General features: G+C 46.0%; 10 protein-coding genes. All 10 read right to left on the bottom strand.

Features of this window, described 5'->3' with window-relative positions; genetic code table 11:
- Window positions 1–122: 122 nt before the first annotated feature.
- Entirely contained in the window at window positions 123–461 is a 339-nt protein-coding gene (locus tag ZX61_RS05995) for a hypothetical protein (RefSeq protein ID WP_049843805.1), read from the bottom strand.
- A 143-nt stretch (window positions 462–604) separates the two neighbouring features.
- A complete protein-coding gene (locus tag ZX61_RS06000; RefSeq protein WP_049843806.1) occupies window positions 605–1,546 on the bottom strand; it encodes a hypothetical protein in 942 nt (313 codons plus the stop codon).
- Window positions 1,547–1,686: 140 nt separating this feature from the next.
- Window positions 1,687–3,423, bottom strand: coding sequence for a DUF6119 family protein (locus tag ZX61_RS06005; RefSeq protein ID WP_049843807.1), 1,737 nt, complete (start codon window positions 3,421–3,423; stop codon window positions 1,687–1,689).
- Window positions 3,424–3,568: 145 nt separating this feature from the next.
- Entirely contained in the window at window positions 3,569–4,267 is a 699-nt protein-coding gene (locus ZX61_RS06010; RefSeq protein ID WP_049843808.1) for a restriction endonuclease, read from the bottom strand.
- Window positions 4,268–4,408: 141 nt separating this feature from the next.
- On the bottom strand, window positions 4,409–5,026 hold the full coding sequence (locus ZX61_RS06015; protein WP_049843809.1) for a hypothetical protein: 618 nt from the start codon (window positions 5,024–5,026) through the stop codon (window positions 4,409–4,411).
- Window positions 5,027–5,186: 160 nt separating this feature from the next.
- On the bottom strand, window positions 5,187–5,384 hold the full coding sequence (locus tag ZX61_RS06020; protein WP_045967301.1) for a hypothetical protein: 198 nt from the start codon (window positions 5,382–5,384) through the stop codon (window positions 5,187–5,189).
- A 22-nt stretch (window positions 5,385–5,406) separates the two neighbouring features.
- Window positions 5,407–5,853: a hypothetical protein gene (locus ZX61_RS06025; protein WP_049843810.1), complete on the bottom strand. Its 447-nt coding sequence runs from the start codon at window positions 5,851–5,853 to the stop codon at window positions 5,407–5,409.
- 165 nt (window positions 5,854–6,018) lie between these two features.
- Complete coding sequence (locus ZX61_RS06030; RefSeq protein ID WP_049843811.1) at window positions 6,019–6,435, bottom strand: hypothetical protein; 417 nt, start codon at window positions 6,433–6,435, stop codon at window positions 6,019–6,021.
- Between the two features lie 584 nt (window positions 6,436–7,019).
- The gene (gene hhe / locus ZX61_RS06035; protein ID WP_049843812.1) at window positions 7,020–12,767 is read right to left on the bottom strand and encodes a DUF4011 domain-containing anti-phage protein Hhe; all 5,748 of its coding nucleotides are present in this window, start codon (window positions 12,765–12,767) and stop codon (window positions 7,020–7,022) included.
- Between the two features lie 301 nt (window positions 12,768–13,068).
- The gene (locus ZX61_RS06040; RefSeq protein ID WP_049843813.1) at window positions 13,069–13,560 is read right to left on the bottom strand and encodes an RDD family protein; all 492 of its coding nucleotides are present in this window, start codon (window positions 13,558–13,560) and stop codon (window positions 13,069–13,071) included.
- Window positions 13,561–14,114: the final 554 nt, after the last annotated feature.

Genomic DNA, 14,114 nt, shown 5'->3' on the forward strand with positions numbered 1-14,114 from the left:
GAAGCTCTGCAATGAAATTGCACACAAATTAAATACGCGCCCACGCAAAAGACTTGGGTATAGGACACCAACGGAGTATATTCATGCGCATCTGTAGCAAGTGTCGCACTTCAAACTTGATACTAAGACCAAATCCCCAAAGTTGTAACAGCCAGTGTCAATACTGCAATAATGAGTGACGCTGACGCTACATACATAGCAGTTTTTGATGATTTTTGCGCATGTTCATACTGCTTGAATCCTAGATAACCAAACACGGCTTCTGGACGAAGCCTCCAGTCATAAACCTGACTCATTGTTGGAGGTGGAGCGATCATCTGAGCATTTATAAATAAGCTATCTCGGATATTAAGAAACTCATTTTCTGTCATATTCGCCGCTTTCAAGCCGTCTTGCATGCAATAACTTGAATTTTGCTTAACTGCGAACTCTAACAGTTTTATGTATTTATGCTGATTCAACTTCGAAATCCTTTTGGTTATAACGCCCTGTTAAGGTGTGAGCAACGCAATACCGAAGCTTCCGCATACCACCTTAGACACTAAACGCAACGCATTGCAAAAATGCCGAGCGTTGCGAATCGCTCTTAAACAGATTGTTATATTCATTTTGCCCAAGGGTCTTCAAGACAAATATCGATCATGTCTAAATTTGTAATGTCGATGTTTGCATACCTGTCATTTCGTTCGTTAACTCTTGGCGTACCATAGATAAAAACATAAGCAGTCGGGTTCGGAGATTTATAAAGCTTCTCAATCCTTTTTGCTACCAACTTTTTCATCTTGTAATGTTCAATTAGCCGGTCACCAATCATAACCGTGGTGGTGAACTCTTTGTCGCTGCTATTACCCTTTAGTTTTTTCTTGAATTTTATCTGGTAACCGTGACCTGATGGTAACCTATTGATAAATGCCCAACCGTGATAAATAGAAGGCATTTGCGGCAAGTCAGAAACTATCTGATTTTCTATTTTACTAAAAAGGCTTGTGTAAGGTTTATCTTTACCCGCAATATTTAGTCTGCGTAGTTCTAAAGTTCCATCTTTCTTGTACCTAGCATACCTACTAACAACTGTCCTTACCGAATAGATACTACTAGTGACACCAATTTCTTTCAGTTGCCTTTCAGCTTTAGACTTCAGTATGTTAACCATTCGTACTTTGGCGTTTTTAACGCGGCTATTAGTTTTATAATGGTCGTAATACGATTCAGGTCTTTTCTCTAAGAATGTGTCTACGATTGAAGTATCAAGCGTTTTATGAATCGCTGTTTGCGTTGATGGCTCTGCGTACTGTAGCTTCAGAGGTACATTTCTAGAAACTTCACACCCTTTGGTGTGAGAGCCAAACACTCGGAAATGAGGCACTACTTTTAGTGAGCTAGTATCTTTATCAAGGTTTGCACAAGTAACATTAGCTGAACAGTTTGTACCCGGACACAAAAATGCTCTCTTGTCTTCGAGCATTCCCGACCAGTAAAGCTCATATGCCTTATCTGGGTCGATAAAATCATCTATTTCAATAGAATATGCCACATCTAAAGACATCTTATGTTACCTCCGAATGAATATAAAGCCCAATTAAGGTGTGAAGCACGCAACCACGACACTCAATAGGAACACCGTAAACACGAAATCCGACCCAAACCAAAATTGCCGAGCGTGCTGAATCACTCTTAAATTGTTTGTTAGTTTTTTTTGTTAACAAGTCTTATAGCATATGCCAACTCAATACCTCGCTCATTGATGAGGTATTTGTGGGTATTTGCAAGCTCATACTTCGCCATAAAAGGCAAGTCATCAACCTTTTTATCTTTTGTATACGTTAATATACAAAGCAAAACTGAAAATGTTGACTCTTGGAGCTCAAACCGTTTTTCCTTAACAATTGAAAGAAATGCATCTTTGTCTTTACCAACATTCTCTGTGTTATCATTATTATTGATGAACTCAATCATAGACTTTCTAGTGTCAATATCTTTTACAAATGCATCTGTGTAGAATCTAGATTGCACAAACAAGTGACTTAATGAGTTTGTACCACTTTTTAATACTTTCACATGGATCAGCTCTCTATCCCTATGTAGTAAGTCGCATATTTCGTATCTCTTTTGACCAGCTATATTAATTTTCGATTTATCAAACAAATATATATTATCATCATTTTCCGCGACATATGAGTTATAAATTTCCTCCTTATACTTTACTGTGTCTTTGCCATTTTCCTCGACTATACAGTGAATCGAAATATCATTCGGAAGATAATCATCAGATTTATCTTTGATGTTATTTTTTACATATAACTCAACTTCAGACTTGAAATCTGAACTAACATTCCTCCATGTACCAGAACTTAATATATAGGTAATTCCATTATCTTCAAGCTCACAATTTATACAGTTATATGCCCTCATCGTGAATATTTCATCAGAAGTATTCACATAGTACACTTTCCAGTTCAAGACGGTTTTAATGGAAGATTTCTGATTAAAATTTTGATTTTGAGAAATAAGATCGGATATATTGAGGTCATCGAATTTATCAACAAATTCGTACGCTTCAGGATCTTTATATAAGAAATAGGAAACATTTTCATCCAATATATTGCTTGGCGATAAATGAATATTTGAAAAATCTTTATTTTTCAGAAGATCAAACAAAACACCGTTTAATCTATCAATTTCATCTTCATCACTTACATAATCAAGCCTACCATAAGAAGGGAATTTTTCTTTGTATAACTCTAGATCGTAGGCTTCTTCCAAACTTAGCAATATATCAACTATTCCATCATCGGTTACACTAGTTCCTTTTTTTAGATTTACAGTAATGGAACTTTTTCCTGAAAATGACTTTATATATGGATAATTATCGTACGTTGAACCAGTAATGGATCTGAAAAATTCTTTCTCATCATTTATGTCAAATATTTCTAAATTGGCACCTTTACTAGCTTGTCGATCTGTTAATGTCGATACAGATGAGTGCGTTGTAGTGTTAACTTTTTTAAGATTATTATGGTCGCATATGTTCATTGCGACTTTTATACCAAAATCACTTACTAACTTATCTGAGTTTATAAATCTAGAAGTATGCATACCAAAAGTTAATACATAGAACAATATGTCATCGACATCACGAGTTATTTTCAAACATAAAACAGCTGAAGGTGACTTATTTGTATTTGAAAATTTAAGATTTAGATCTTCGCTAAGGTTATTAAGCATTACCATCCAAGGGTAATCAGCTTCCGTTTTAGATGTACCACCTACATCGGCGTACTTTACGATCCCCTCTATCTCATAGCCATTACTTTGATACGTAAATCTGGGTAAAGGCTCTGTAGATATATCAAATATAGCCGCGAAGCTTTTAACAGAGGGTTTAGCTCTGAAGATTGTCATTTTGTCTAAGTTACTACTCACTTATCGACCTCATTACTTGAATAAAAAAACTAACGCCCGATTAAGTAGCCCGCAACGCACAACGATTGTTTCTGCATGACACCGTAAACACTAAACTGACTGCAAACTGAAAATTGCACGCGTTGAGGGTCTGCTTAAATTGTTGTTAGGCTTGTCTTACGTTTTGCTCACATTTATCCAGTTTAAGCTCCAACTCAGATATTAGTCTGTCCATTAAATCAACCACTTCTTTGGGTGAAGAAAATATTTTTGCGTCACCAAAAAGGGTGAGTACATAGAGCTCTTCAGATTTAAAAGGATACTCATTTCGGAAAGCCCTTGATAAAACATCCATGCACATTTTAATCAAGGCATCACCGAAATAGTTGTGCTCACCATATGCTGGTCTTAGCCCGTACTCAATTCGTTGCTCCTTAGACAGTTCCCAATAGCGATCTTTGCAGCTAACTACACGATCGAATAACTCTCGTAACCTCAGAGCATAAACGCTACTACTTGATGACTCACGGACTTCATCTAGTGAAGTGACTTGAATATTGGTCATGTTCGCAGCTTCTATTGCACCACTTTGAAAGCCCGATTCAGATAGCAATATACCTCGATCAGCGCCAATATCTGCCACAATTTCACGCAAACCAAGTACATGCAATTTATTAACGGGTTTTTGCCACAACTTACATTCAACCACCCATATCACATCAAAACCATGAAAATGAGACGTTACTAGCACGTCCACATCATGAGAGGTTCGCACTCCTTTAACAGTGACATCCGTTTCTGCTTCCAAGCCTATAGACCGAAAATAAGCTGCTGTATCTTCTTGGTACTTCTTCCAAGGTTTCATATTTATCTCTTTCGATTAAAAGCCTAACGCCCAATTAAGGTGTGAAGCACGCTACCACGACACTTAATTTGACCGCCATAAACACTAAACTTAACCCAAACCAAAAATGCCAAGCGTGCTGAATCACTCTTAAATTGTTCGTTATAGCGCGTTTACATAAGGCGTTGAGCCGAGTAACTTTTCCACTTGTGATTTCGACTTTGGTTCTTTTACTATGCTGCCTAGTTTAAGACTCTTCACTGTCGTTTCTATAGCCTCACTTTTCCCCCGACCAGCCCCCCAATCTTTGGGCTTTTCAAGAGCTGAATGTAAATACTCTAGCTTCAGCAAATCTTCAAACGACTGAAAAAAAGCATAATTTGTCTGACAAAGAAGTTTAAGTAATTCAGGGTCTTTCAATTCAGATATTGTTCCGTGAGCCAATCGATTCCTGTAAACAGATGAAAAAGTTAAGACTAAATCTTTACATGTAAAAAAATGAGGGTATTTCAATTTCAGGTCATTTAGCACATCGTTTTGAGAACGACTTTGGGTGTCTAAAAGTGCCAGTACTTTATCAATTAAATTTGCAGTATTAATATAAGTACTTTCTACTATCTTGACGCTGTTGTCATACTTTACACCTTTTAACCTTAGGGCTACCAGTAACACTCTCTTTATGTAAGCTTCTAAATGGGTATGTGTTTTAAAGAAAATTTGGTTCGTATACTCCATTTCTGAAGGGTTCAGTATCTCCCCAATCTTAGTTGGACCTATCATTTTTAACACTACTCCAATGTCTATAATTTCGAGCGCTATAACGCCGCATTAAGGTGTGAGCGGCGCTTGGCTATACTTGAGCGAAGCGAAACTGCCAAGCGTTGCGAATCACTCTTAAATGCTTTGTTATAGCTCACTGTCAAACAAGCAAAAGTACCACTTATACACCAGCTTTTTCCTTTGCTTGGTTATTGTAATTTATTATCGCCTTAATCACGTTTTGGCACTTTTCTATTGCTATTCGGTTGTGATTGGCTGCGTTAAAGAGATCTTCAAACGTTGCACCATGCTTTAAGACTGCTGGTTCACCACATTTATCATCAAGAAGTGCTTCTGGGATCGTGACATAGACATTCACAACCTTTTCAATAACTACAGGCTCAGGGGGTGGCAATGTTGTTGTACATGCTGTCTGCATTGTAAGTATCAACAAGAGCAGTGGGAACTTGATATTCGAGTAGTTTTTCTTCAGCAACTGATAACTCCTTTTTGATATATACTATTTGCTTTTCTGACGCTATGACCTGCTTATCCAGCTCCCTATTTTTGCTTCTCAAATCCACAACTTCTTCGTTCGCAAACGAATGTAGGTCCATATAGTTTTTGTACTGTAACTTTGTTGATTCAAGTGCATTTTTCGTAGTTTCTAAATTACCTTTCAAAATGGCATTATTGGCTTTCAAATGAGCGTTCTCCTCCTTATAGCCAGAGAGAGTCTTTTCCGTTTGATAAAGTGTATAAGTCAAGTAAGTAATTGCCCCTGAAACTAGCAGGACTATCAGAAGATAAACATAAAACTTAAAGCTTGAGAACAAACTTAGCACCACGATATTTCCTTTTTGTAGAGAACTCAACACTGAGCTATAACGCCCTGTTAAGGGGTGAGCAACGCAATACTGAAGCCGCCGCATACCACCTTAAACACTAAAACCAACGCATAGTGAAAATGCCACGCGTTGCGAATCCCTCTTAAACAGTTTGTTATACGATTTTTACTTTGTACCCACCGCAAACATTTTTGAATTAAATACTGTCATACCATTTTCTTGAGGAGCCTCCGGAAAATAGATTGGTGGATAGCTATCAAAATTTATAGTTAGCTGAGAAGGTTCATCAATCGATAAGTCTCGAGTTGGCAACAATTTACCTAGGATCAAGTTAATGTCTTTAGGTTGATTCCAAGTTACCCAGAACGCAAATGGAAAGAATTTTAGTAAGTCACCAACTATTGGCTCTGCTGCCCCAAATTTACTCCCAAATGCTCGAGCAATGCGAATATCGTTGAAAGGATAAAACCAGTAGTAAATTTCGAGTTCATCGGGCAAAGGGGATGTCTCGTCAAAAAAGTAATCAGCCATTACTTGATACATCGGTGTATGCGGTGTGTCTTGCTGAACAATGTACAGCATTACCTGCTAAAATATGCCCAATGACAGACCTCGCTAACCTTTGCGGCCTTACAAAGTAGGTTTTGCATGGCGGTAATGATAAGTACCCCTTGGAAACAGACTCTGCCAAAAGTTTAACCTCATTGAACAGGTCAGCCAAAGCAGGATCGTATTTTTGCCCTAACCAATCATTGTTACAGCTAGAGCACGTCGTACGATAATTCAAGCCTCCTTGAGAAGTAGTCGTGTTCCTTTTTTCCTCGGAGCTAGTTAGTGAACGGACAACAACTTTACTGACATTTCCACAACTTGCAGGTGGGACATGCTCTCGAGTCAGTTTTGCGGGCTTTCTGCAAATGGCACAATAACCCTCTTTTGGTCCCCACGTATTAATTCTTTTGGACAAATGATCCGAATACTTTCCCATTATTCCTATACTCTCGACTAATCGTATAACAGTTATTAGACAGAATAATTCTGTTTTTAAACACCGAATCATTCTGTATTTTCAACATGCCTAATTAGTTAGGGTCAAAGGTTACGGTTAAAATTAAGCTAATTGCAAAATCAAAAACCGATGTTTTCTTCCTAACCTCCACAGGTCACTAAAACGCTTCAATGCTTTCGTAATCCATAATGATTTCCAGCACATCATCCAAGTAGTCCCCCGCCTCTTTCGAGCAGGTGTGCTCTCTCAAATACCCTGGGATATCGAGAGAAAACTCCTCACGCGTCATGGGCCTGTCCAACACTAGGTGCTCAATCATATCGGGTCGCAATAAGCGTTGGTTGGGATCCGTCTTCGGATACTTCCTCGCAATCACTTGATCTCGGTATCGCACCAACGCCTCTTTCAAAGTTTCGGCAACTGGCTCAGACCTCTCCTCATGCACTGCCTCAGCAAAGTAGGGCTCTTGCATTTCCCCAACATACTCTTCTCGAGACTTAGCCGCTGTCGCCTTAGCTTTTAGTTCCTCAATGATCGGTTTGAGCTCCGCATGAGGATGCTTAAACCAGTCGGTAGACCAGATGCGGCGAATGGTCCACCCCAACCCCTCAAGTACGCCTTGTCGAACTCGATCTCGGTCTCGGGTCGAACGGCTGCTGTGATACGTCGCCCCATCACATTCAATCCCCATCAGATAACGCCCAGGCATACCCGGATCGCGCACCGCGATATCAATATAAAATCCCGCCACGCCGACTTGAGGGACACACTCAAAACCGTGCTTGGCTAATGCGTCCATCACGGCAATTTCAAAATCACTGTCGGGCTGGCCTTGCTGGATGCCATCTTGACCAATCAGTTGGCCAGTTTGGGCGTACTGAAGGTACCCTTTGAGTGACTGCACGCCAAGGCTGCTCGAATCCGTCAGCACAATCTGATCGGCCGTCATGGAGCTGAACACATGAATGCGCTGCTTGGCGCGCGTAAATAGCACGTTCAGGCGGCGCCATCCACTGGCCCCATTGATTGGGCCGAAGCGCTGTGGAATGTCGGTCGCCCCTACTTCTTGTGGGCCGTAGGTAAAAGAAATAAAAATCACATCTCGCTCATCCCCTTGGACATTTTCCAGGTTTTTAATGAACAAGGGATCGTCGCTCTTCAGGTTTGCTAGGTACGCCGCTCGCAAGCTCGGATCTTGATGAATGGCGGACTCCAGATTAGCTTCAATCAGATCGCGCTGCTTAGAGTTCATTGCCACGATGCCTAAGCTTTCATGAGGACGTTGCATCAGGTGCGTTTTGATCGCCGCGACCACGTCGTGCGCTTCACCTTGGTTGACATTGTTAATGAAGCGCCCTTCTTCAATCGGGTGGAACTTGATGCCGTAGTCCTCACACTGATCATAAGGCGAAGGAAACACCACCAGATTGCCGTGATAGAACTTGTGGTTTGAAAATTCGATCAAGCTGCCATGGCGCGAACGATAGTGCCAACGCAGTTGCCGTTTATCAAAATAGGCACTCACCGCATCGAGGATACTCTCCGCTTCATCAATCACCCCCGTCTCGTCCCCGTGAGCGTTTACGTCATTGGACAGCGACTTTTCAAAAAACGCGGTGGGCGGCAGCTGCTTCGAGTCACCCACCACCACAATCTGCTTGCCACGTGCGAAGCAGCTCAACGCGTCTTGCGGCTTCACTTGAGACGCCTCATCCATGATCACCAGATCGAAATCCAGTTGTCCTGGCGGCAGGTATTTTGCCACCGCCATTGGACTCATCATAAAACACGGCTTGAGAGCGAGCATCGCTCTACCCGCGCGCGTCACCAAATTGCGAATCGAGATGTGTCGGGTCTTCTTGTCGATCTCACGTTGCAGCAGCGCCTGCTCTGAATAACTGCTCGCTTTCGCGCCGCGGGTGCCTGCAGGTACGGGGCGATCGGCAGCGCGGGCGGCCACTCGCCGCCGTTGCCACACTTTAAGCTGCTCATCGTATTTGGCAAACTGCTGCTGAAGGGCCGTTTGCTCATGACCGGACATTTGCGACAGCTCCGGCTGAGTTTGATAGATTTCCCGCGCGAGGCACTGATAGGTCGCAAACTTCATCGCGTCTTGGGCGAACGTGATTGAATGAGGCTGCTGACTCAAATAGCGATTGAGCAAGCGATAGCCGCCCGTTTCCATGCGCTGCTTGGCAAACAAGTACTTGAGCCAGCCATCAAGCCACTGCTCACTGTGGAGCGCGCGTTGGTTACGCTCAATCACTGCGCTGAGACCGTCACCGCTGTGTTGCAACCAACAGGCGCGCTGCGCGCCCGTCAGGGCGATAAATTGCGCTTCCGCGTCCAGCACCTGGCGCCACTCTTGGGCCAACGTCTCTCCTAACGCCTGCAGCGCGTGTATCGATTGGGGATCCGATTGGCGTTGGATCAAGGCTGCGATCTGACCCTGGCCACACACCCGTTTGACTTTTGCGGCGTAGCTTAATGTGTCCGTGATCACCTCGAGCCCAGCCGGCGTTGAGCCAGTCTTAACAACCGAGAGGTCCAACGGCTCAGAGAAAATTGGCGCACACACGTCATGATCCGGCATGTCATCCAGCAAATCACGCAGCGACTGACACACCTTGATTTGCGTGCGCAACTGAGACTGCGATAACCCAGCATCCAGCAGGTAGTGCTGGCACAAGGCCAGTTGGTGGGAGAAGCTCTCGTGTAGCTGAGTCAACGGGTAAGGCTCGGCGCCTAACACGATCTCAGACTGCGTCAAACACTCCACCGACGTCAGCACCGACGCGAGTCGTTGCCGCGCTTTTCTCAGCGCTTCAAGCTCGATGACCAAACCGTGCTCATACAAGCTTTGTAAGCCACGAAACACCTCCACCGGCAGGGTGAACAAAGCTTGCGCGAGGGCCACGCGTTGACCAAACCCAATCCCATACTCAGTCCGAACCCGCTGATACCAAAGCGCCATGGTCGACACTAAGTCGACGTCGGTGTCGAGGCCATGAAAATGCTGTTTCAGCAGTTGATTGTTTCTTGTATCCTCGGCAAAGCCGGTGCGCCTCGCCGACCAGTCCGCCGCCGCGCTCAATTGCGTGGCCATGGCATGGGGCTCAAACGTCGCGGCTCGCGTAAACTGGCGCACCGCTTGTTGGGTCGCTCGCCATGAAGGCTGTAGCCATGACCACCACGTGGTTTGCGCCAGCTCAGCCGCGTATTGCTGTAAGAGTTCAACGCAGGGCAACGCGTCGATGAGAAACGTCTGCGCCAATGCGTTACCTTGCGTCACTAAATCGTGGTGCTCTTCGACAAAGCTGCGCATAAACTCGGGCAAGGCTTCGTTGTCGAACAGCGCGTCTCGCGCACCAAGGTGCTGCGCGGGTAAAGACGCCGCGAGGGAAAGAAAGGTTTCCAGCTCTTTCAGCCCGGACCAATGCGTGGCCAGCAAGGGCTGGATAGCCTCTGGTAGATGCGGTGACAACTCGCGATAAGACGTCTCGATGTGGCCAAGGCGCTCCATCATCTCTGCCAGTTGCGTTAATGCCCGCGCAAGATCATCAAAGTGGGTTTGCGTATCCACGCCTAACTGCGCTAAGCCGCGCAGCGCCGCCTCCACCTCATCAATACGCGCCAAATCGTTAACCAGCCCTGAGGTGAAGGTGCCGCTGAGCTCCCCATACCACTGCGCAGCTTGCTGGTGCTGCGCCACAAACGCGTCCAGCGCCTCACTTGTACTGACGGTCAGCTTGGCCAGCGCGGGGATATCGGTGTGACGATGAGGCAGCGGGATAGCGCGCCACTGCGTGATCAGCGCATCGAGCTCCGTGAGCGAGAGGTGAGGTTGAATGGTCAGGTGATGCTGGTGAGTGACGTCGACCAAGCGATCGCGCCAGACCATCAAGGCGTCATTCCACTGCGCCAGCACTTGACAGACTTGATCAGGATCGTGACCGGACAAGGCTTTGTTCTCCACCCCAAACCAAGGGTGCGAGGCCCAGTTGCCGGCGTCAGGCAATTGCTGACTGACGCGGCTTAAGTAATCATAAAACACCTCGAGCTGCTCAAGCTTGTCGTCCAGCGCCCCCACCGAGAACTGGTCTCCGCTGAGCGATTCAGGCGCCACATCACTGAACTTGAGGGGCGAGACCGCTTCTTGGTAGCGCGTCGCCCCCATGAGGATTTCATGGATCGTCAGGCCGGTCTGTTTCCACTCGCGGTTAATCCACTGCACATAGCACTGCAGCTTCTCTCGTGCCCTTTCATAACGCTCCACCTCGCGGCCGTATTCGCTGTGCGAGTAGTGAAAATGGGGCGCATTCGACAGTCGCTGTTTGAACTCATCCAGAACCAGACGTTTTTTTGCCTTGTCGCTATGGAGATCAAGACAGAAGTCCCCCAATCCGGTCTTATCCATACGACGTTTTACCACTTCCAGCGCGGCTTGCTTTTCCGCCACAAACAGCACGCTTTTTTTCTGTGACAGCGCCGCAGCGATCAGATTGGTGATGGTTTGGGATTTCCCGGTGCCTGGCGGGCCTTCGACCACAAGGTTTTTGCCGTTTAACGCGTCAATCACCACGCTCATCTGCGAGCTGTCGGCGTCTTCAATCATCGGGAAATCGTCGTGAAGACCCGCAACGTCATCCAATACATAACTGTCATCACGACCATTGCCTTGCGCTCCCATCCCATCACTGGCGGTGAGTTCACCATCGTAAAAGAAGCGGCGAATGACATCGTGCTCCAGCAGGTTATCGGCGCCATCAGGCCAGTTGCGCGGGTCAAGATCGCGATACATCAATAACTTGCCCAAACTTAAGGTGGCAAGCGTTGCATAGCGGCGCACTGCCCACTGTCGCACCACCACGTCATTGTGCTTGCGAGCCAGCAACGCGCTCACCGCCTCAAAGTACTCTTCCGGTGTCAGTAACCGATCTTCATTGTCGGGATCCACCAGATCTGGCAGCGTCAGACCGAACTCTTGCAGCAATTTTTCACGCAAGATCAGGTTCTGAATGATGTCTTCGCCGTTGTATTGGATGTGATAGGTCACCACCCCTTTGCGGTAGTCTTTTTCAATACTGACCGGCAGCATATACAAAGGGGCCAATCGCGGTTTGCTGCTGTCTGCCTGATCCACCCATTCCAAAAACCCCAGACACAGAAACAAGATGTTGTTGCCGGTTTCTTCGATCGCCGTTTTGGCCTCGCTCGCCAATTTTTTCACAGCGCGATGCAATGGCGCTTCAAACAGCAGCGACTGCAGGTAACCGTCGCTGTGTCTGCCGTCTTGCGCCCGCGCGTCAGGCATAGGCAAGGTGTACTGGTGGTCGATCCCGAGCAAGCCCGCCCACTCTTTCGCCTCGGGCGGCTTTTTGTTTTGCAGATATTTGCCTTGCGCGTCATCCCATTGCACATAGCCATGAGCGATCAGTTCATCTAAGGTGGGCTCGGGCACGGGCGTCAGTTGCATCGATTGTTCCGATAACAGCCGTTTGGCCAGTTCGTCCGGCAGCTCGTCGACCACGCGGACAAACGCGCGACTTGTTTGGTCTAAGTTGAGCAAGCGCGAGCGGCTACCCGAGATGTCTAACAGTTTCTGACGCATCGTTTCAAACGCCGATCCCATAAAGTGCTCAGGATAGGCGATCGGGGCGTCACGATAGGCGCGCTGGCAAGGCATTGAAGTGGGCGTTAACAAGGGCGTTGGCGCTTGGGGTTCGGTGAGGGTACGGGATGAAATCAGCGCTTGAATGCGGGCTCTCAGCGCGCTGTTTCGCTGGCGTGAGCTGCGCCCGGCAAGTTCTGCGTCAATTTGCGCCAGCATGATCGGATCATCATGATGCAATTCAACGAGGGCTTCCAACGCATCGATGAGTAACGTTTTGAGTGTATTCGACATGATAAATAACCTAAACAGAATAGCAAAATATTCTGTACTACTTAGTGTATCTATGGCCCGTGTACGCCTGAGCGTCCTTCAGCAAAGCAACGGGGTTAGTTCCAATGCTTTAATTGCCGTGTGTAACACGTCAACAAAATAAAACGAGGGTGTCCAACAGCGCTCGCTCTGCTGTCGATTTCATGATCCCAATGGGGTAAGTCGCGTTGTTACCACGCAGCGGGAAAGTTCTGCCTCCCCGTCAGAGTGAGTCGGCAACGCAGCGATGAGAGACGCGGCGCTCGCCACTCAGCGTAAGCAATCAGGTGTCTGAGTTGGAAGAAAACGCCACCTCGGCGGTGCGCTCTTTGTCGCCAATCACCACCGTATTGGCCAGTTTGTCGTGCCAACCTTGTTTGCGTTTATCCCAGGCCACCCAGAGAATACCAAGGCCCAAAGGGAGCGTCGCAACAATATAGCCCAGGTATCGAATGAGGTACTGCCGCAACGACGGCTTGTCACCGGTGTTGGCATCCACGATTTTGGCACGAATGGCCATTTTCCCAGGTGTTGCTTGACGATACACCCAGAAACTCAGCACTGCGATGAGTGGGAACAGCCAGCTCAGCACGAAGTCCGTGCCGCCTTGGATCACGGCGTCACTGTCAAAATACGCCCAACCGTATACTGCGACAAGTATCGGATACGTCAGCATACAAAGGATCACCGTATCAATCACGGCGGCACCCACACGAGACCAAAACCCCGCATACTGATAGCGGTCACCCACCTTTAATGTCGATTGTTCATCCATGTCCTTTGCCTATTTGATAAGTCCGATCGCCAGAATATGATACTGATTGCAATTTCACACACAAGCGGGGTTTCAGTCACGGCCCCACGCCAATCAGGACAGAGTCGCGGCGCGCGCTTGATGAGAGAAACCCAAGTATTGATTTAGGTTATATATTTCCGTCAACTCACTCTGTGCATCAACACACATTTTGGCAAAGTAAGTTTTTGCGCGACAGTGCGAGCGACCCCCCTCGATTTACCGGCCCAATCCCAGATCGGAATACCTGGCTGAGTTATGAATTTATATGATGGAGTTCTTCACGTCTGGATAATCCGGTATGGCGTTGACTAAACCCATTAATATCTAAAAATAATCAAAATTCATCGCCCAATCAGCCCGCCATCAGGACTATTCATAAAAGTTCACTAGAAATAATCGTTATTCACAGCACCGGTCTGATCTGGCATGACAATGTATTTAACCTTTAATAAACAATAACAATATGAAGCGAACTTAATTACCCATAAATTAATTTGAGGTAAGACCAGAAATAATAGAAAAACAGGTACCAT

Origin of the sequence: Vibrio sp. VPAP30 (assembly GCF_001188205.1) — a bacterium.
Taxonomy (GTDB): domain Bacteria; phylum Pseudomonadota; class Gammaproteobacteria; order Enterobacterales; family Vibrionaceae; genus Vibrio; species Vibrio bivalvicida.